At 72.6% G+C, this 19,420-nt stretch carries 18 protein-coding genes; 8 read left to right on the forward strand and 10 right to left on the reverse strand.

Features of this window, described 5'->3' with window-relative positions; genetic code table 11:
* Nucleotides 1–76: 76 nt before the first annotated feature.
* Nucleotides 77–2,962, reverse strand: a complete 2,886-nt coding sequence (locus GUI43_RS19935; protein ID WP_112699495.1) for a hypothetical protein — start codon at nt 2,960–2,962, stop codon at nt 77–79.
* 2 nt (nt 2,963–2,964) lie between these two features.
* Nucleotides 2,965–4,752: an HSP90 family protein gene (locus GUI43_RS19940; protein ID WP_112699510.1), complete on the reverse strand. Its 1,788-nt coding sequence runs from the start codon at nt 4,750–4,752 to the stop codon at nt 2,965–2,967.
* Between the two features lie 120 nt (nt 4,753–4,872).
* Between GUI43_RS19940 and GUI43_RS19945 the strand changes: the two genes are divergently transcribed.
* Nucleotides 4,873–6,096, forward strand: coding sequence for an MFS transporter (locus GUI43_RS19945; RefSeq protein ID WP_112699496.1), 1,224 nt, complete (start codon nt 4,873–4,875; stop codon nt 6,094–6,096).
* Here the strand turns inward: GUI43_RS19945 and GUI43_RS19950 are convergent.
* Nucleotides 6,093–7,250: an FAD-dependent oxidoreductase gene (locus tag GUI43_RS19950; RefSeq protein ID WP_112699497.1), complete on the reverse strand. Its 1,158-nt coding sequence runs from the start codon at nt 7,248–7,250 to the stop codon at nt 6,093–6,095. The genes GUI43_RS19945 and GUI43_RS19950 overlap by 4 nt on opposite strands.
* A gap of 105 nt (nt 7,251–7,355) precedes the next feature.
* Between GUI43_RS19950 and GUI43_RS19955 the strand changes: the two genes are divergently transcribed.
* From GUI43_RS19955 to GUI43_RS19965, 3 genes are all read left to right on the forward strand, one after another.
* Nucleotides 7,356–7,937: a TetR/AcrR family transcriptional regulator gene (locus GUI43_RS19955; protein ID WP_112583959.1), complete on the forward strand. Its 582-nt coding sequence runs from the start codon at nt 7,356–7,358 to the stop codon at nt 7,935–7,937.
* A 71-nt stretch (nt 7,938–8,008) separates the two neighbouring features.
* The gene (locus GUI43_RS19960) at nt 8,009–8,557 is read left to right on the forward strand and encodes a SigE family RNA polymerase sigma factor (RefSeq protein WP_112583958.1); all 549 of its coding nucleotides are present in this window, start codon (nt 8,009–8,011) and stop codon (nt 8,555–8,557) included.
* Nucleotides 8,554–9,747 (forward strand): hypothetical protein, encoded by a 1,194-nt coding sequence (locus tag GUI43_RS19965; protein WP_112583957.1) that lies wholly within the window; start codon nt 8,554–8,556, stop codon nt 9,745–9,747. The genes GUI43_RS19960 and GUI43_RS19965 overlap by 4 nt, the downstream gene beginning before the upstream one ends.
* Before the next feature lie 127 nt (nt 9,748–9,874).
* Here GUI43_RS19965 and GUI43_RS19970 read toward each other — a convergent pair whose 3' ends face one another.
* The 6 genes from GUI43_RS19970 to GUI43_RS19995 form a co-directional block, all read right to left on the reverse strand.
* Nucleotides 9,875–10,777: a sulfurtransferase gene (locus GUI43_RS19970; protein ID WP_112699498.1), complete on the reverse strand. Its 903-nt coding sequence runs from the start codon at nt 10,775–10,777 to the stop codon at nt 9,875–9,877.
* 19 nt (nt 10,778–10,796) lie between these two features.
* A complete protein-coding gene (locus tag GUI43_RS19975; RefSeq protein ID WP_112699499.1) occupies nt 10,797–11,243 on the reverse strand; it encodes an imidazolonepropionase-like domain-containing protein in 447 nt (148 codons plus the stop codon).
* Between the two features lie 2 nt (nt 11,244–11,245).
* Nucleotides 11,246–12,013: an SGNH/GDSL hydrolase family protein gene (locus GUI43_RS19980; protein ID WP_112583954.1), complete on the reverse strand. Its 768-nt coding sequence runs from the start codon at nt 12,011–12,013 to the stop codon at nt 11,246–11,248.
* Nucleotides 12,014–12,186: 173 nt separating this feature from the next.
* Nucleotides 12,187–13,317 (reverse strand): TolB-like translocation protein, encoded by a 1,131-nt coding sequence (locus GUI43_RS19985; RefSeq protein WP_112699500.1) that lies wholly within the window; start codon nt 13,315–13,317, stop codon nt 12,187–12,189.
* Between the two features lie 228 nt (nt 13,318–13,545).
* Complete coding sequence (locus tag GUI43_RS19990; RefSeq protein WP_112699501.1) at nt 13,546–14,727, reverse strand: TolB family protein; 1,182 nt, start codon at nt 14,725–14,727, stop codon at nt 13,546–13,548.
* Nucleotides 14,724–15,254: a SigE family RNA polymerase sigma factor gene (locus tag GUI43_RS19995; RefSeq protein WP_112583951.1), complete on the reverse strand. Its 531-nt coding sequence runs from the start codon at nt 15,252–15,254 to the stop codon at nt 14,724–14,726. The genes GUI43_RS19990 and GUI43_RS19995 overlap by 4 nt, the downstream gene beginning before the upstream one ends.
* A 140-nt stretch (nt 15,255–15,394) precedes the next feature.
* Here GUI43_RS19995 and GUI43_RS20000 point away from each other — a divergent pair, with 140 nt between their 5' ends.
* The 4 genes from GUI43_RS20000 to GUI43_RS20015 are packed head-to-tail and all read left to right on the forward strand — an operon-like array spanning nt 15,395 to nt 18,767.
* A complete protein-coding gene (locus GUI43_RS20000) occupies nt 15,395–17,164 on the forward strand; it encodes a proline--tRNA ligase (RefSeq protein WP_112699502.1) in 1,770 nt (589 codons plus the stop codon).
* Between the two features lie 57 nt (nt 17,165–17,221).
* Nucleotides 17,222–17,647: a CBS domain-containing protein gene (locus GUI43_RS20005; protein ID WP_030487636.1), complete on the forward strand. Its 426-nt coding sequence runs from the start codon at nt 17,222–17,224 to the stop codon at nt 17,645–17,647.
* A gap of 35 nt (nt 17,648–17,682) precedes the next feature.
* Nucleotides 17,683–18,111 carry a SufE family protein gene (locus GUI43_RS20010; RefSeq protein ID WP_112601230.1) on the forward strand — a complete coding sequence of 143 codons (429 nt, stop codon included), beginning with the start codon at nt 17,683–17,685 and terminating at the stop codon, nt 18,109–18,111.
* A gap of 20 nt (nt 18,112–18,131) precedes the next feature.
* Nucleotides 18,132–18,767, forward strand: coding sequence for a DsbA family oxidoreductase (locus GUI43_RS20015; protein WP_112699503.1), 636 nt, complete (start codon nt 18,132–18,134; stop codon nt 18,765–18,767).
* A gap of 80 nt (nt 18,768–18,847) precedes the next feature.
* Here the strand turns inward: GUI43_RS20015 and GUI43_RS20020 are convergent, their stop codons facing one another.
* Nucleotides 18,848–19,396, reverse strand: a complete 549-nt coding sequence (locus GUI43_RS20020; RefSeq protein ID WP_091396461.1) for a YbaK/EbsC family protein — start codon at nt 19,394–19,396, stop codon at nt 18,848–18,850.
* Nucleotides 19,397–19,420: the final 24 nt, after the last annotated feature.

The following is a 19,420-nucleotide window of genomic DNA, read 5'->3' on the forward strand; positions in this document are numbered from 1 at the left end:
CCCGCGATGGTTGCCGGTCAGTTCCGTCCGCCCCCGGCCGGGCCGCCCCTGACCTGGCCAGGGGCGGCCGGCGAGGTCAGTCGTCCTCGTCCAGGTCGTGCTCCGCGCGCAGCGCGGCGGCTTCCGCGGGTCGATCGAGCAGATCCAGTGCCCTAGCCAGCAGCCAGGCCGTCTGGCGGACCTGCCGCGAAGCGGCCGGCAACCCACCGAGCACGCGGCGCAGCAGCGGTTCCGCCTCGGCCGGCCGGTCCAGGCGCAGCAGCAGCTCACCGATCAGGGCCTCCACCTGGGCGGCCTCGCCGAACGCCTCGATCGAGCGCAACCGGTCCGGTACCCCGGTGAGCCGGCCCAGCGCCTCGTCCAGTCGCTCCTCCCCGGTGAGCACCCGCGCTCCGGCCTCGGCCGCCATCGCCAGCTCGTACAGCACCGGCGGATCGGCCTGCCCGGCCAGCTTCGCCGCCAACCCGTCCACCACCTCGACGGCGCGCAACGCCGCGTCCCGGTCGTCGGCCCAGAACCAGGCGTACGTCTCCCGTCGGCGCGCACGCAGCTCGTCCAGCGGCAGATCACCGAGCCGGTACGCCTCAGCCGCCGCGGCGAACCGCTCGCCCGCCGCCGCGTCCCGGTCGGCGTCGTAAAGGATCCCGCCGGCCTCCTCCAGCACCTGCGCCCGGTGCGGAAGATTGTCCGGTCCGTCCAGGTTGCTGGCCAACTGCTCCAACAGGGCCAACGCGGGATCGATCTCACCAAGTCCGGCGTAGACGCCAGCCAGCAGGTGCCGGCAGCGGTCGGCCTCCGCCTGGGCGCCCAGCCGATCCAGACCGAGCACGGCCTCCTCGGCGACCTCGGCGGCCTCGGCGAGCCGGCCCACCATCCGGTACGCGTTCGCCAGCTCCCACCGCAGGAACGCGTCCCCCTCGGCGCCCCGCTCCACGCACAGCGTCACCGCCTCGACGAAGTCGTCCACCGCGTCCGGGGCCCGGCCGGCCGCCAGCAACGCCCGGGCGCGAGCGACCCGGACCGGCAGCTCCGCGTCCGCCGGTGCCGCCTCCAACGCCTCGTCGCAGGCGGCCACGGCGTCCGCCGGATCGTCGACCAGCCGCGCGTACGCCAGGCCTGCGCCCGTGACCACCTCGCCCACACCCAACTCCCGGCCGATCCGGCGTGCCTCGTCGACGGCGGCGCGGGCCTCGTCGACGCGGTCCAACTGCTCCAGCAGGTGCCCGCGGTGCAGTGCGATCCGGGCCGCCAGGTGCCGGTCGCCGCCCGCGTCGGCCGGTACCCGGTCGAGCGCGGCGAGCGCGTCCGCCCAACGCTCGCGGTGCAGCAGCGCCAACGCCACCCGGTCGTGTCCGGCCGCCCGTTGCCGGGCGTCGCCGAGCCGGTCCAGGACCTCGGCCGCCTCCCGGACCAGCAGCACGCCTTCCTCGCTTTCCTCGTCGGACCGGGTCAACAGCACGCCGAGCCGCCCGGCGACCGTCTGGGCGGCCACCTCCTCGCCCGCCTCCCGGTACAGCTCCACCGCCGCCCGATTCAGCTTGATCGCACCATCGATGTCGTCCTCGTCGCCACGCTCCGACGCGCGCAGCGCCAGCCGGTGCGCGGACGTGCGGGCGGACAGCTCGGCGGAGCCGAACCGGTCGTCGAAGGCGACCAGCGCCGCCCGGAAGGTGGCCCGGTCGTGCCGACCCCAGCTCTGCTCCGCGAGGTCCAGCAGATCGTCCGGGCCGGCGTCGACCGGCAGGGTCACGGCCTGTGGTTCAGCCCCGCCGCTTCGCACTCGCCGGGCCCGGTCGGCTGACGACGCTGGTGTGCCCGCCCCGACGACCGACTGATCCGCGACCGGGCGGGTCGGGCGACGACGGACGCTCGCCGACAGCGGTACATGCTCCCCGCTCGCCTGCGCGGCGAGCCGACGAGCGATCCACTCCGACTGCTGGCTCGTGCCGTTACGGGCGTCGAAGCGGGCGGCCAGACCGGCCGCCGTCTCGGCCAGTTCGTCCGCCAACGACGCCGCCGACACCTCGGCGGCCGGCCGGCCCTCGGCGGCCCGGCGGTACACGGTCGACGGCCCGGCCTGACGCATCGCTGCGGAGGCCGCCGCCGCGAAGTGCATGGCGGCGGCCGGCGACGGCGGCCGGTCCAGCCAGTCCAGGTGCCGCTCGACCAGCTCGACCGCCCGCGCCTCGTTGCCGGTCAGCGTGCAGAACTCGATGTGGTCCGCGATGTCCCACAGGTCCGCGAGGTTGCCGCGCAGCCGGCGGTACGCCTCCCGGTGCGCGTCCCGCGCCTCCTCGGCCCGCCCGGTGCGCAGGTACGGCAGGAGCAGCGCGGTGAGGATCGCCTGCGGCTGCTCGGTGCAGGTGAGCCGACCGGCGAGCACCGGCTCGGCCAGCGCCACCGCCTCGGCGTCCCGGCCGGTGTCGGCGAGGTAGCTCACCTGGCTCGTCGGATCACAGCCGGCGCAGTCGGAGAGTTCGTCGCGAGGGGTGGTCTGCCAGAGCCGGTACCAGTGCGCGGCGACCTCGACGTCGCCCACGTGCTCGGCAACCCGGAACCGGTGCTTGTGCACTGCCTGAAGGCTGTGCCCGCCAGCCCGGTAGCGCCGCTCCATGTCGTCCAGCACCGCGTACGTGCGGTCCAGTGGCACCTCGGGGAACTTCAGCAGGCCGGACGCCATGTACTTGAAGTGCCACAGCAGCTGGTGCAGGTGGCGCTGATGGTAGGGCTGCGGGTCCCTGTCGAACTCGGACAGGCACCAGGAGAAGGTCACGAAGGACTTGGCCGGCTCACCGCCGTAGATGTAGCCGGTGGTGGCCTGCATGCGGGTGACGAACGCAAGGTGCCGGTCGTCGGCGGCGTCCACCCGGCGCAGCAGCTGCTCCAGCGCGGCGATCTGCCCCGCCCCGTACGGCATGTCGGCGATGCCGCGCAGCACCCGCCACAGATCCTCGTCGCTCATGCTCACTCCCGTCCCGGGACAGCCCGGCCGAGCAGGCCGAGGAAGGAATCGTTCAGCAGCGCGGCGTCGGCCGCGCGGATCGGATGGTGGCCGAGCAGCAGCGCCTGCCCGTACAGCGCCTCGATGGCCAGACCGACCAGCTCCGGGTCGCCCAGCATGGTCACCCGTCGTACCAGCGGGTTGCGGTGGTTGAGCACCAACTGCGGACGGTCCGGCGGGGCGGTGGCGGCGAGCGCGTCGAGCACTCCGCCCCACAGTTCGTCGGCCCGGTCCCGACTGGCGGCGAGCTGGTCGTTGAACGCCGCCGACCGGCTGACCAGGTAGAGCGCGGGCAGCGAGACCGGGTCGTACGCCCTGATGACCACCTCGCAGCCGGAACGCTCGACGGCCCGCTGCGCCGCCGTGAGGAACTGTCGCAGCGCCAACTCCACCTGCGGGTCGAGCGCGTCGAACCGGGTGGTCAGGTCGCTCGGTTCCAGCCGTTCGATCAGCACCGAGCGGTCCACCACCGGCAGCCGCTCGATCAGTTCGGTGTCGTACGTGTAGCCGGCGTTGACCACAGCCAGGTCCTGCGCGGCGGCGACCGCGGCGAGCTGACGGAACTCGTCGAGGCTCGCCGCGTAGCGGACCACGCCGTGGCGTTCGCGGAACTCGGCGAGGGTGAGCGTGCCGACGTTGGTGTCCATGGGCCACCACCGGTCGACCAGCCGGAGCATCTCGTCGTCGTGCAGCGCCAGGGCCTTCACGCCGAGGTGGTGTACCTGGAGGAACTCGGCCAGCCGGTGCGGGTCGTGCCGGGCCAACCGGACCAGCCAGCCGCGCACCTGGTCGCCGAGCGCCTCCCGGGTCGCCGTCAGCAGGGTGTCCTCGTAGAGGGCCTCCCGGCTGGCGGTCGGGCGCAGCTCGGTCGCGTCCACCACGCAGTGCGCGAAGAACGCCCACTCCGGCAGCAGCCCGTCGGCGTTCTCGGTGAGCAGCATCCGCTTGAGGTAGACGCGATGCCCGGCCCGGGCCGCCGGGTTCACCGGCGTCGGCAGGATGACGGCGACACCGGTCAGCCCGGCCTCCGGCACGGCCAGCGGCAGGACGTCGAACGGGTCCACGCCGAGCGTCTCCCGGGCGTAGCGGATCAGCGCCGCGCGGTCCAGTGGCGCACCCGGCGTGGTCGGCCAGGGCGGCTCCCCGGTGGTGGTGACGACGTCGCCGACGCGGACGGTGACCGGCAGCAGCGCGCCGAAGAGCCGGGCCAGGTCGGTGACTGTCGCTGTGGTGAACCACTGGTCCGCGTCGCGGCGGGGCACCAGCGTGACGGTGGTGCCCGGCTCGGTGCGAGCGGCCTCCGGCGGGGCCACCGTCACCGCGTAGCGGCCGTCGGCGTACCCGGTCCAGCGAACCGTGGGGTTGTCGCCGTGCCTGGTGAGCACCTGGATCTCGTCGGCCACCAGGAAGCAGGAGAGCAGGCCGATGCCGAACTGGCCGAGGAACTCGTGCCGGGAGAAACCGAGCTCGTCGCGCTTTGAGCTGCGGCCGATGGTGGCCAGCAGCTCGTGCACCTGCGCCTCGGTCAGACCGATGCCGGTGTCGTGCACCCGTAGCGTGCCGTCGCCGGTGCTGTCCGGGGGTTCGATGCGTACCAGCGCCGGCGCGTCCGGCTCGGTCCTGCGTCGGGCGGTGATCGCGTCCACCGCGTTCTGGAGCAGCTCGCGGACGTAGACCCGCGGGCTGCCGTAGAGGTGATGACTGAGCAGGTCAACCACGCCACGTAGGTCGACCTGGAAAGTGTGGTCCACGCCTGATGTCTCCCCGGTCCCGATGCCGGCGCTCACCGTACCCATGATCACCGACAGGCGCGGTCCCCTTCTGCCCGGCGGCTTGACCCTCGACCCGGTCGAACCGGCACGGTCGCCGGCATGACTTCCTCCGCTCTGGGCCGGGACTTCCGGCTCCTGTGGTCCGCGGCCGTCTCGTCCCGGTTCGGGGACGCGCTGCGTACCCCGGCACTGGCCCTGCTGGCCGCGACAGTGACCCGTGATCCGCGGATCATCGCGGCGGTCACCGTGGTCGGGCAGTTGCCGCCGCTGCTCTTCGGCCTGCTCGGCGGTGTGTACGCGGACCGCTGGGACCGCCGTCGAACGATGGCAGTGGTCGACGGGGTACGCGCTGCCGTGGTGGCGGCGCTGGCCGTGGTGGTCGCGCTCAACCGGGTCAGCGTCCTGGTGCTGCTGGTGGCGGCGTTTCTGCTCGCCACGTTGGGCACTCTCTTCGACTCCGCGTCGTTCGCGCTGCTCCCCGCGTTGGTGCCGCCGGACGCGCTGCCCCGGGCGAACGGCCGGCTCCAGGCGGGGTCGGCGGTGGCCGGTGGCTTCCTCGGAGCGCCCGCCGCCGGTCTCCTGTTCGCCGTCGCCCCGGCCCTTCCGTTCGCCCTCGACGCCGTCACCTTCGCGGCGGCCGCCCTGCTCGTGCTGGCTCTCAGTCCGCCTCTCGCTATCACCCCGGGGACTGCGCGGCGGCGCGGCTCGGTGTGGAGCGAGATCGTCGAGGGGCTGCGTTGGCTGCGGGCGCACCGGACCCTGTGGCGGGTCACGCTGCTCACCGCCGCGAGCAACCTGGCGATCAGCGGAATCATGGCGGTGCTGGTGCTCTACGCGCTGGACGTGCTGCGGGTGCCCCCGGCCGGGTACGGGCTGTTCACCGCCGCCGCCATCGTCGGGGGCGTGGCGGGGGCGCTCGGTGCGGGGCGGCTCGCCGCCCGGCTCGGCACGGTGCCGGCGCTGCGTGCGGTGCTGGCCGTGGAGACCGTGGCGCTGACCGGGTTCGCGCTGGCTCGGCATCCGGTGTCGGGCGGGATCGCGCTGGCCGTCTTCGCCGCCGGCACCGTCGTGTGGAACAGCCTGTGGGCGTCGTACGGGCAGCGGCAGGTGCCGAGCGAACTGCTGGGCCGGGTCGGCGCGGCCCAGCGGATGGTCGGTCTGCTCACCGCACCGCTCGGGGCGGCGCTCGCCGGGTTGGCCGCCGCGGCGTACGGCACGGCGCCGGTGGCGGGCGCGGCGGCGGCGACGTTCGCGCTGGTCACCGGCGCCGCGTGGCGGACACTGCGACCGACCGCGCCCGTCGTGATGAGCCGCGCGGGCTAGCCCGGCGTCCGCTCCCGGTGCGACAGCCCGGACAGGCGCAGCGCGATGCGCCGACGGGCCGGTGGGACGGCACCGAGCAGCCGGAGCAGCACGTCGCGGGCGGGCCGACGAGCCGGGGAGACGCCGGCCAACCTGGTCAGCCCGGCGGCGAAGCTCAGCACGTCCTCGGCCATCGGCCGCTGCCGGGCGCTGTAGTCGTCGAGCAGCGTCTCCGGGCCGCCGTCGAGCACGTCCGCCACTGCGGTGCCGAGCGCGACCGCGTCGCAGATGCCGAGGTTCATGCCCTGCCCACCGGCCGGGCTGTGCACGTGCCCGGCGTCGCCGGCCAGCAGCACCGGCCCGGCGCGGAAGGTGTCGGCGATCCGGTGGTGCACCCGGAACCGGGAGCCCCAGAGCACCTCGGTCACCCGGTCGGGTCGTCGCGCCGGGCCGCGCTCGTCGAGCAACGCCTGGAGGTAGGCCGCGTCCGGTTCGGCCGGGGCGCTCGCCACGGCGGCGACCAACCGGACCACCCCACCGGGCAGCGGTGCCCAGACCAGCGGTCCGGGCCGGGCGAGGAAGAGCGCCGCCTCGTCGCGGGGCAGCACACTGTGCACCCGCACGTCGGCGAGCACGAAGGACTCCTCGTCGCTGCCGCCGGTGAAGCCGATGCCGGCCAACTGCCGGACCGTGCTGTGCAGGCCGTCCGCACCGACCACGAACCGGGCCCGCAGCGCCTCGTCGTCGACCTGCGCGAGCATGCCGTCACCGGCGCGGCTCAGCCCGGTGAGCTGGGACGGCCGTCGTACCTGGACACCGAGTTCGGCCAACTTCTCGGTGAGCACTGCCTCGGTGACCGCCTGGGAGACCAGCAGCGCGTAGGGGAAGCGGGACGGCAGCTCGTGGAACGGCACCGACAGCAGCACCCGGTCCCGGTCGCGCACCGTGAAACGCGGCGTCCGCACCGCCTGGGCGATCAGCGGCGCCGCGGCGTCGATCCCGTCCAGCACCTCCAGGGTGTACGCGTGCACGACGGCGGCGCGGGAGGTCGTCGGCGGCGCGGCCAACCGGTCCAGCACTGTCACCTCGACCCCGCGCCGGGCCAACGTCAACGCGGTGGCGAGACCGGTGGGGCCGGCGCCCACCACCAGAACGTCGGTGCTCGTGGGCAGCATGGCCACCTCCAGAAACCATTGCCAACATCTGTTGGCAAACACTTGTTGGCAACGCTAGGGCCCTCCTGATTGCGTGTCAACACCTGTTGGCCTACGGTCGTTGGCATGACCCCGTCCGCGCAGTCGACCCAGCCCCGCCGCTCCGACGCCACCCGGGCGGCGATCCTGCGAGCGGCCCGGGAACGGTTCGCGGCCGACGGCTACGAGCGCGCCACTATCCGGGCCATCGCCGCCGACGCCCAGATCGACCCGTCGATGGTGATGCGCTACTACGGCAGCAAGGAGGGGCTCTTCGCGGCGGCGGCCGAGTTCGACCTACGCCTGCCCGACCTGACCTCGGTGCCGCCAGCTCAACTCGGTGAGGTGCTGGTCCGGCACTTCCTCGCCCGCTGGGAGGGCGACGAGACCCTGGTGGCGCTGCTGCGGGCCGCCAGCACCAACCCCGGCGCGGCCGAACGCATGCGCGGCATCTTCGCCGACCAGCTCACCGCCGCGGTGGCCACGTTCGGCAGCGACCCGGCGCTGACCGCCCGACGGGCCGGCCTGGTGGCCAGTCAGGTCCTCGGCCTCGCCTTCACCCGATACATCGTCCGCCTGCCGCCCATGGTGGACACCACGCCGGAAGAGCTGGTCTCCTGGATCGCGCCGACCCTCCAGCGCTATCTGACCGGAACGCCACCGAGCTGACCCAACCTTTTCCCACCTCCCGTGCGTCTGCCAGATGACGCGTACAGCGCGACGGCCGGGGAGGGGGGCGGATGGCGCCGACGAGGGACGACGGACGCGACGGCTACCTCGCCTTCGTGGAGAACCACCAGCACCGGCTGCTCCGCGCGGCCTACCTGATCTGCGGCAACCGGCATCAGGCCGAAGACCTCCTCCAGGACGCGCTGCTGAAGCTGGCGCTGCGCTGGTCCTCGGTCCGCGACGGCGACCCCTCCGCGTACGTGCGCGCCATCCTCTACCGCGACTCGGTCTCGTGGTGGCGTCGCCGACGGCGGGAATGGCTCAGCGCCGCGCCGCCGGACCAGGTGGCCCACGACCGTGACGGCGCGTTACGGCTGACGATGCACGACGCGCTGGGCCTGCTGCCACCGCGGCAGCGGGCCGTGCTGGTGTTGCGCTACTACGAGGACCTGACCGAGGTCGCCACCGCCGAAGCGCTCGGGGTGACCGTCGGCACCGTGAAGAGCCAGTGCCATGCGGCGCTGCGCCGACTCCGCGAGGTCGCCCCGGAACTCGCCCGCGATGCCCGACCGGGCCGAGGCTCGGCCGATCTGGCCAGCGGTCTGGAGGTGAACCCGTGAACGAGCAGGAACTACGCCGACTGCTGACCGTCAGCGTCGAGGACGTGCTCCCCAGCCAGCCGGCCGCCGCCGGATGGGAGCGGGCCCGCCGTACCCGGCGTACCCGGCGCGCCGTCGCAGTGGTCGCTCTCGCCGTGGTGCTGGTCGGTGGTGGCACTGTGGCGGCGCTGCGACCGCCCGCCGACCCGGCGCCGGCCCCTCCGGTCGGCCCGACAGTGACCCCGACCGTCGACCCGTCCCACGCGGGTCCGGTGCAGAAACCGCCCGCCGAGCTGACCTTCCCGCCCGATCCGTTGGCCAGGCTCGGCGACCCGGCGACAGTGCCGCTCTCCGAGCGACCGGTCCAGCGGGCACTGGCGTTGTTCCAGCCGCTGACCGAGGAGGGCAGCGAGGACGGCCCGGTTCGGGTGCTCGGCAACGACGGCGTGGTGCGCAGCCTCGACGTGGTGGCACTGGCACCCACCCGGGACGCGGGCGGCAACGAGGCAACGGCCCTGAAGCCGGGAGTGCTGTCGCCGGACGGCCGGTCGGCCGCGTTCGCGCAGACCAAAGAGCTGATCATGATCGACCTCACCACCGCAGCCGTTCGCCGGATACCGCTCGACGGCTACCTGGAGCAGGTGGTGTGGGCGCACGACCGGGTGCTGGTCGGGGGTGACGACCGGACGTACGCGGTGGACAGGGTCACCGGGGCGGCCAGCACGATCGACGTGTCGACCTGGGAGTTGATCGCCCCCGACCCGGCCGCCGGCCGCGAGGCCCCGTTGATCGACATGTACGGCCAGGGGGCCAGCCTGAAGCTACGCACCCGGACCGCCCGGGAGGGCGAACTCCGCTCCGAACAGCCGGTCACCGCCGCGGCGCTGCCCTCGCCCTACCAGGTCAACGAGTTCTACGGCCGAGGCTGGCTGCACGGCGAGCGACTGGCGCGGGCAGCCTGGATCACCAGCAGCGAGATCGACGGTGCCGAGGGAGCCGCGGTGCTGGACGCGCGGACCGGGGCCGTGCTGCACCTGCTCGACCTGGGCCGGGATCGCAGCAAGGGCTGCTGTGTCGTGCTGGGCTGGGACAACAAGGGCGCGGTGCTGCTCCGGCTGGAACCGGCCGCCCTGGCGCGCTGGCACCCGGAGACCGGCGAGATCACCGGCATCGTCCGCGACCTGCGCGGCGTGTTCGCACTCGCCAGCTGACAAGGGTCGCGTCGTCTCGACGTGATCGACTCGGGTTCGTTGATATCGAGGTGTCCGAGCGAGCGGGACGGCCCGACATCAGGAAACCCGAGTCGATCACACGACGACCGACCGGTGGCCGGCTTGGTCAGACGGCCAGGCCGCCGGGCTGGTCGCCCTTGACGACTGGTGCCCGGACCAGGTTGCCCCACTCGGTCCACGAGCCGTCGTAGTTGCGCACCTGCGGGTAGCCCAACAGGTGCCGCAGCACGAACCAGGTGTGGCTGGACCGCTCGCCGATCCGGCAGTACGCGATCACGTCGTCGTCCGGGCTCAGCCCCAGCTGGTCGGCGTAGATCGCCTTCAGCTCGTCGGCCGACTTGAACGTGCCGTCCTCGTTGGCGGCGGACTTCCACGGCTTGCTGAGCGCGCCCGGGATGTGTCCACCGCGCAGCGCACCCTCCTGCGGGTAGTCCGGCATGTGCAGCATCTCGCCGGTGTACTCACCTGGCGAACGGACGTCGACCAGTGGCCGACCGGAGGCGACGTGCGCCATGACCTGCTCACGGAAGGCCCGCAGCGGCGCGTCGTCGCGCAGCGGCACCGGGTAGTCGGCGCGCGGCCGAGCCGGCTTGTCCCGGGTCACCTCGCGTCCCTCGGCGATCCACTTCTGCCGGCCGCCGTCGAGCAGTCGCACATCGGCGTGACCGAAGAGCGTGAAGACCCAGAGGGCGTACGCCGCCCACCAGTTGAAGTTGTCGCCGTAGAAGACGACAGTGTCGCCCCGGCCGATGCCCTTCGCGGCACACATCTCGGCGAAGCTCTTGGCGTCCAGGTAGTCCCGGGTCACCTGATCGTTCAGCTCCAGGTGCCAGTCGACCTTGACCGCACCGGGAATGTGACCGGATTCGTAGAGCAGCACGTCCTCGTCGGACTCGACGACGACGAGGCCCTCATCGCCCAGATGCTCGGCCAGCCACTCGGTGGTGACCAGCCGCTGCGGGTCCGCGTACGACTGGAGGCGGGGATCGGGATCGTTCGGCACAGACATGATCCCCAAGGTACGCCGTTCAGGCGCGACGGTGGGCGATCCGACCAGCGACGACGGTCACCAGACAGGTCCCGTCGACGCCGTGCACCGCGAGGTCGGCCCGCCCGGCCGACCGCAGCGTCGGCGCCACTGCGGTGGCCAGCACCAGCAGGTCGCCACGCTCGGCGGCGGCCCGCAGGGCGGGGTCGGCCAGGTGTTCCGCCAGCACCGCCGTCACCCCGGTACGCAGCAGCGCGTGCACCCGCTCACGCGGGGTCGGCGCGGGCGGCAGCGGACCGTCGTGCAGCAGACCCGGCCCCAGCGTGCCGGGCCAGCGGCGAACGCGGGCGTTGGCGTACGCCGAACTCAGCTCGGCGAGCGGGCCGACGGCCTCGATCCGGTCGCCACTGACCAGCACGGCGTGGTCGGGCAACGACTCGCCGTCGGGGTCGCGGCGCAGCAGGGCCGCCGTGTGCAGGGTGAGCATGCTCAGTCGACGAGCGGGCCGAGTTGCGGGCGCTTCGCCGTCACCGTGTCGCCGGACGACCGACCAGTCAACCGCCGCTTCACCCAGGGGGCGAGGTACTGACCGGCCCACCGCAGGTCGGAAGCGCGGGCGGCCAGCCACGGCGACGGCGCCGGGTGCGGCGGAACCATCAGCCACTCCTCGTCGCAACCAACCCCGAGGGCGTTCAACACCTGCCCGGCGACCCGGCGGTGCCCGGCCGGGGAGAGGTGCAGCCGGTCGGTGCTCCAGAGCATGGGGTTGAGGAACGTGTCGTCGGCGTACAGGTCGACCATGATGGCGCCGTGCCGCTCGGCGGTCTCGCCGACCGCCTGGTTGAGCAGCTGCACCCGGGGGGCGACGAGGCGTTGGCCGGGCAGTCGGGCCATCACGTCCGCGAACCGGAAGAGAAGCACGTCCGCGCCGCCCGAGCGCAGTTGCCGGACCACCTCGTCGAAGCGGGCGACAAGCGTGTCCGGGTCGAAGGTGCGGCGCAGCACGTCGTTGCCACCGGCCGCGAAACTGATCAGGTCCGGCTTCATCGCCACGGCGGAGGGCACCTGCTCGGCGACCACGCTGGGGAAGAGCCGGCCCCGGATGGCCAGGTTCGCGTACCGGAAATCGGGCCCCGCGTCGGCGGCGAGCCGGGTCGCCACCAGGTCCGCCCAGCCCCGGAAGGTGCCGTCCGGGTACGCGTCGTCCATACCCTCGGTGAAGCTGTCCCCGACCGCGACAAAACTGCGCCAGCGCACCCGCGCCTCCCTCACGCCACTCGTTGCCTGCGGCGACCAGTCTGTCACCGCAGGAACGCCCGGCACCGCCCCGAATCCAGTACGTGTCGGAGGTCATTGCGCAGACGACGGGCGGAACCGGCCACCCCCGTGAGTGGCCGGTCCCTCGTACCCGGTGACGCCGCACCGGGAGCTCAGCCCAGCAGACCGCCCCACGGCTGGCCGGCGGGCACCGACGCGGTGGCCAGCACCCGGCCGCTGGCGGCGTACCGGACCAACCGGTACGCCGGCGCACCGTCGGCCGGCGTCGCCGCGTTGACCTGCACCACCGAGCCGCCGTCGGCCAGGACGACCCCGTCGATGGCTTCGCCGTGCCCGGTCGGCTGCTTCCACGCCGAGTCCACCGGCGCCAGCTCAGTGACGGCCCCGCTGGCGGCGTCGAGCCGGTAGTTGCGGAACCGCCAGCCGCAGCCACATCCCCCGGGGCTGGTCGTGTGGGCGCTGATCACCAGCGTCCGGCCGTTGCCGGAGATCGCCGCCACCCCACCAATGACGAGGCCGGCGGGGAGGCGCGGGCTGATCGCGCGTCGGACGCCTCGCTCGTCCCCGATCGCCACGGTCTGCGCGCCGACCTGGGCGATCCATCCGCCGGACACCGTCGGGCACTTCGGGTAGTGGGTGGCGAGCACCTTCCGCCCGGTCCCGTCGGCGTTGACCGCGATGAGCGTCAGCTCTTTCTCCCGCCCCAGGCCGTACAGCACCCGCCCGGAGTCGAGCCAGCTCGGCGCGCAGGTCTGCTGACCCTGGGTCGGGATGACGTGCCGCTTCGTGCCGTCGAACGCGCTGATCACCAGCCGGCGGGCGGACCCTTCCATCCAGGCCACCCGTCGGCCGTCCGGAGAGACGGCGAGCGGGCCGTTGAGGGCTTTACCGTTCTCGCGACGACCCGAACGCACCAACTCCCACGTCCCAGCGGGGGTACGCCGCCAGATCCGGGCCGGGTCGTTCTCCTTCTGGCCGTGCTCCTCGGCGGTGTACCAGGTCAGTTGCGGCCACTGCGTCGAGCCGACGGCCGGGCGGGCCGGCGCGACGGCCGGAGCCGCATCCGGCACGGAGCCGCCGGTGCCGGCGGCCGAGGTGTCGCCGGCCGAGGGAGCGGCAGTGGCGGTGGCGGTTTCGGCCGGAGCGGGCGCGGTCTTCGGGTCGGCGGAGCCGCAGGCAGCGGCACCGAATGCCAGGAGCAGCAGGGCGGCCGTACCGGCGAGCGCGCCGGAGCGACGGACCGAGGCGGGACGGGTGGTGTGGGTGAACGGGCCGAGGTTCATCGTTTCCATCCTTTGTGGAGGCATACCGTGTCTGACACCACCCAAGACGAGCGCCCGGCCGCGGCGAGTTGCCGCCGTGGCGCGCTACTACCGGACAGTCGGATCCGCTCGCACCGGCAACCTTTTCCGCAGTTCACCGACCGTGATCAACACTGGGCCGTCGACGGTGCGCAGACGCAGAAAGGGCGGGCCACCCGAGGGTGACCCGCCCCTTCTCGCGCCGACCGGTCAGTCGACGACGGCCAGGATTTGCTCGTCCTTCAAACTCGCCGGCTCGGCGGTCTCGGAGACCTTCCTGCCGTCCTTGTCCACCAGCAGCACGGCGTACCCGCTGCCGGACTGGACCCGCACGACCATCGAATCGTCGGACTGGAAGTAGACCTGCCGTAGGGTGCGCCCGCCCAGCGGCAAAGCGACCTGTTTGCCACTGCGTGTGTCCAGCACCGCGTTGGCCCACAGTTCACGAGCGATATCGCCGGAATCCTCGTTGGGCTTCCTCAGCAGCAGAGCAATGCGAGAGCCGTCCGAGGACAGGCTGGCGATGTCGTGGCTTCGCAATCCACGGATGGAGAAGCCTGGGACGGTCCGTTTCTTCGTGCCGTCCGTGGCATAGAGGGTGACCCCGATGTAGACGGCCTCGGCGATGCTCCGGCCATCCGCCGACCAGAGGGCGTGGCAGCCGCGGGCTTGACCGGGCCACCAGGTGACTGTCCTCTTGCCGCTGCGGGTGTCCAGCACCCCGCGCCGAACAGGCTCACCTGTCGCCGTGGCGGCCTCCACGAACAGCAGGTGCCGCCCATCCGGTGACCAGACCGGGGCGCAGTCGCCCGCCACGTGCGAGCGCATTTCCTGCCTGTCGGAGCCGTCGGCGTCGGCGACGACGAGGGTGCTTTCGCCGCTGTCGTCGCGGTCCACCCAGGCAACCCGGCGCCCGTCCGGCGAGATGCTCGCGTTGCCAAGCGCCGCAGGCTCGGGCAGAGCCAGCAAACGCACCGGACTGTCACCCGGGCGCCAGGACCGCAGATTCACCATCTTCGCGTCGGTCACGCTGGCGGGGCCGTAGAAGAGCTTGCCGAACTGCACGGACGGGGTGTTCGTGCCGGTCCCGCCGCTGGGCGGAGCCCCGGGGGTGTCGCCGGCGCTGGTGGACGGCGTCGGGGTGGGAGTCGGCGTCGGCGTCGCGGTGACCGACGGGGTGTCAGCCGGCAGCGGGGTCGGGGACTGGTCCGGTCGGATGGCGAAGGCGGTACCGGCCGCCGCGGCGATCAGCACGAGCGCGGCTGCCGACGTGGCCACCGCCCGTTGGATACCGAGCCGGCGGGACGTGCGCAACGTACGGTCCCGCAGGTCGACCGAGGTGACCTCGTCGGCCAGGGCGGTCAGGTCGAGCCGGAGGCGCTGGTCGTTCATCGGGTACTCCCTTCCAGGACGTACAGCTCGGCGAGTTCGGGCGCAACGGTGCGCAGCCTGGCCAGTGACTTGGCCGTCTGGCTCTTCACGGTGCCGATCGTGACGCCGAGCAGGTCCGCCGCCTCCGCCTCGGTGCGGTCCTCGAAGAACCGCAGCACCAGCACGGCACGTTGCTTCGGGGAGAGCTTCGCCAGTGCCGCCCGCAGGGTGAGCCGCAGACTGGTCTGGTGGGCGTGGTCCGGGGCCGAGTCGCCTCCGCGTGGCTCGGGCAGGTCGCCCGGCATCGACTCGGGTACCCGGCGCCGACGCCACCAGGACACCTGTAGGTGGTACATGGTCTTGCGGGTGTACGCCTCGGCGTTGCCGCTGTGATGCAGGCGGTTCCAGGAGCGGTGGGTCCGGGCCAGGGCGGACTGGACGAGGTCCTCGGCCAGGTGCTGGTCGCCGGTGAGCAGGTAGGCCGAGCGCAGCAACGCCGGCGTGCGGGTACGGACGAACGAGTCGAACTCACTCAGCAGAGGGTCCACACGGGCCAATCCTTCAGGTCGGATACGAGCGCTTGGTGTCCTTGCAGACGCCAGCAACGGCGCCGATGGTTGCCGGGGTCGGGTCCGGATCGGATCGAAATGGATCGCTCATCCTGCCGCACCGGCCGTAGGCTGCGCGGATGCTGCTACGCATGTCGACCCTGTTGCTGCGGACCCTGCGCGAGGATCCGGCCGACGCGGAGGTGCCGAGCCATCGGCTGCTGCTGCGCGCCGGCTACATCCGTCGTGCCGCACCGGGCGGCTACACCTGGCTGCCGCTGGGCAAGCTGGTGCTGGATCGGATCACCGAGGTCGTGCGCGCCGAACTGCTGGCGATCGGCGACCAGGAGGTGCACTTCCCGGCGCTGCTGCCCGCCGAGCCGTACCGCACCAGCGGCCGGTGGACGGAGTACGGCGACGACATCTTCACCCTCGCCGACCGGCGTGGTGCCGAGCACCTGTTGGCACCCACCCACGAGGAGATGGCGGCGCTGCTGGTCAAGGACGTGTTCACCTCGTACCGGGACTTCCCGGTGACGCTGTTCCAGGTGCAGACGAAGTTCCGCGACGAGGCGCGGCCGCGGGCCGGGTTGCTGCGCGGCCGGGAGTTCCTGATGAAGGACGCGTACTCCTTCGACCTGGACGAGGCGGGGCTGCGGGAGGCGTACGGGCGGCATCGCGCCGCGTACCAGCGGATCTTCGACCGGTTGGGGCTGGACTACACGGTGGTGCAGGCGATGTCCGGCGCGATGGGCGGGTCCGCGTCGGAGGAGTTCCTGGCGGCAACGCCGGTCGGCGAGGACACCTTCGTGGGCTGCACCTCCTGCGACTTCGCGGCGAACACCGAGGCGGTGGCCACCCGGGTGCCGAGCGCCGGTGATCCGAGCGCGCAGCCGGCCGTCGAGGTGCACGACACTCCGGAGACTCCGACGATCGCGAGCCTGGTGGAGTTGGCCAACGCGCGCCGGTTGGGCGGCCGGGACGGCTGGACCGCCGCCGACACCCTGAAGAACGTCGTGTTGTCAGTTCGTCAGCCGGGTGCCGACCGGGCCGAGCTGCTGGTCGTCGGGCTGCCCGGTGATCGGGAGGTCGACCTGAAGCGGGTCGGTGCCGCACTGCACCCTGCACAGGTGACCGTCTTCGAGGAGTGGGCCGAGCATCCGGAGCTGGTTCGCGGCTACATCGGACCGCAACTGCTCGACAAGCTGGGCATCCGCTACCTGGTCGACCCTCGGGTGGTGACCGGGTCTGCCTGGCTGACCGGGGCGAACGAGCCGGGCCGACACGCGACCGACGTGGTGTGCGGACGGGACTTCACCCCCGACGGCACCATCGAGGCGGCCGACGTCCGCGCCGGCGACCCCTGCCCGGAGTGCGAGGCGGGCGAGCTGACCATCCGGCGGGGCATCGAGATCGGGCACATTTTCCAGCTCGGCCGCCGCTTCACCGACGCCTTCGCTGTCGACGTGCTCGGGCCGGCCGGCAAGCCGGTCCGGCCGACAATGGGCTGCTACGGCATCGGGGTTTCCCGGGCGGTGGCGGCCGTCGCCGAGCAGCATCACGACGACCGAGGGCTGGTCTGGCCGGCGGCGGTCGCGCCGTGTGACGTACACCTGGTGGTTGCGGGCAAGGGCCCGCAGCTCGACGCGGCGCTGGAGCTCGGCGGGCGTCTCGCCGCCGCCGGCCTGCGGGTGCTTGTCGACGACCGCACGCACGTCTCGGCCGGGGTCAAGTTCACCGACGCCGAGCTGATCGGCATCCCCCGGGCCGTCGTGGTCGGCCGCCGGCTCGCCGAGGGGTACGTCGAGCTGCGCGAGCGGGCCGGTGACGGGCGTACCGAGTTGCCGCTGGACGGTCTGGTGGATCGACTCGTCCACGACGTACGCCACGAACGTGCGAGCCTGGTGTAGCTGTCGCGTCACGGGGTAGTGCAGTCGGATCGGGTGGAAACGTCTTCGGAGGCTCTCATGACCGGTTACCGGGTCAGTGACGTGATGACCAAGCAGGTCGTGTACCTGCCGGCCGAGACCACCCTGGACGAGGCGGCCAGGGTGATGAAGGAGGCCGACATCGGTGATGTGGTGGTCACCGACGGCGCCAGCCTCGCCGGCATGCTCACTGACCGGGACATCGTGGTGCGGGCCGTGGCGGAGAACAGCTCCCCTGCGGCCACCACCATCGGCTCGATCGTCACCCGCGAGGTTGTCATGATCGAACAGCACTGCACGGCGGGTGAGGCGGCGGCGCTCATGCGGGACCGGGGCATCCGACGCGTGCTGGTCTGTGACAGTGACCGCAAGCTGGTGGGGATCGTCTCGCTCGGCGACCTGGCCATGCAGCTCGATCCCACCAGCGCGCTCAGCGAGATCAGCGAGCAGTCGCCCACCGTGTGACCGGGGCCCCGACACGACGGCGGTAGCCTCGACGCATGGCTGACATGCCGGCCCGACTGGCCGAGATCGTCGACGAGTTCGCCGCCGCGCCGCGCGACCTGGTCCTGGAGCTGCTCCTGGAGTACGCGGACGTGCTCCCGGCGCTGCCGGAGGGCGCCGCGGAGCGCGAGGGCATGGAACAGGTGCCCGAGTGTCAGACGGCGTTCTTCCTGCGCGCCCGGGTGACCCCGGAGGGCACCGTGGAGACGCTCTTCGACTGCCCACCGGAGGCGCCCACCACCCGGGCGTTCGCCGGGATCCTCGCCGAGGGGTTGGCGGGGGCGAGCGCCGAGCAGGTGCTGGCCGTGCCGGACGACCTCTATCAGCGGATGGGGCTGGCCCAGGCGATCAGCCCGCTGCGGGTCCGCGGCGGTACGGCGATCCTGGGCCGTCTCAAGCGACAGATCCGGGAACAACTCGGCTGACCGCGAGGTTGGCACCGATCATGGAGATCGAGATCTACGCGGACGTTATCTGCCCGTGGTGCTACATCGGCAAGCGCCGCCTGGATCAGGCCCTCGCCAGCTACAAGGGTGAGGTGACGGTCCGCTACCGGCCGTTCCAGCTCGACCCGTCGCCGGTGCCACAGCCGCAGCCGCTGGTGGAGGCGCTGGCCGGCAAGTTCGGCGGCCCGGAGCGCGCCCGGCAGATGGTCGACCACGTGACCCAGGTCGCGGCGGCCGACGGGCTGCGGCTCGACTACGACCGCGCGGTGATCGCCAACACCTTCGAGGCGCACCGGCTGGTCTCCTGGGCGACCGACCAGGGCAGGGCGGCCGAGATGGTGGAGGCGCTCTACCAGGCGCACTTCAACCACGGGGTCGACGTCGGCTCGCGGGAGGCGCTGGCCACCCTGGCCGGTGAGATCGGCCTGGACGCGGCCGACGCGCGCCGGTTCCTCGACTCCGACGAGCGCGTCGTCGACGTCGCCGCCGACCTGGCCGCCGCCCGGGATCTGGGCATCACCAGCGTGCCGACCTTCGTGCTGGCCGGAAAGTACGCGGTCTCCGGCGCGCAGGAGGTGCAGACGCTGCTCGCCGCGTTCGCCGAGGTCGAGCAGCGAGAGTCCGCAGCGCACTAACACTGAGTCACCGACGTCCGGGCGTCCGGCATCGATGATCACGATGTTTCACGTGCAACAACATCGATGCCGATGCCTGGTCAGACCGGCCTGGCCAGCCCCTCCACCACCTGGGCTCCCGGCAGCGCGCCCAACGCCGGCCCCGGCAGCGCTATCTTGCTGTGCCGTACGCCGGACCCGACGATCACGTGCGGTGTGGCGATGACGCGCGCGTCCACCAGGATCGGCCACTGCGCCGGCAGCCCGATCGGGGTGATGCCGCCGTACTCCATTCCGGTCAACTCGACAGCGTCGTCCATCGGGGCAAAGCTCGCCTTGCGGACGTCCAGCGCCCGGCGGGCCACCCCGTTCACGTCGGCCCGCGTGGTGGCCAGGATGATGCAGGCCGCGTAGCGGACCACGCCCTCGCGCTTGCCCGCCACCACGACACAGTTGGCGGACACGTCCAGCCCCACCTCGTACGCCGCGCAGAACGCCGCGGTGTCGGCGAGGTCGGCGTCGATCGGCGCGACCAGCACGTCGTTGACGTCCACCGGCGCGTCGGCGGGCCACTGCGCGATGGCCTCCGCGACCGGCGGGGCGAGCAGATCCAGGCGGGCGCGGGCCGGTTCGGTCTTCAGCGTTCCCATCACGGGTGCGATCCTCGCATCCGC

The organism is Micromonospora noduli, assembly GCF_003264365.1.
In the GTDB taxonomy this organism is placed as follows: domain Bacteria; phylum Actinomycetota; class Actinomycetes; order Mycobacteriales; family Micromonosporaceae; genus Micromonospora; species Micromonospora noduli.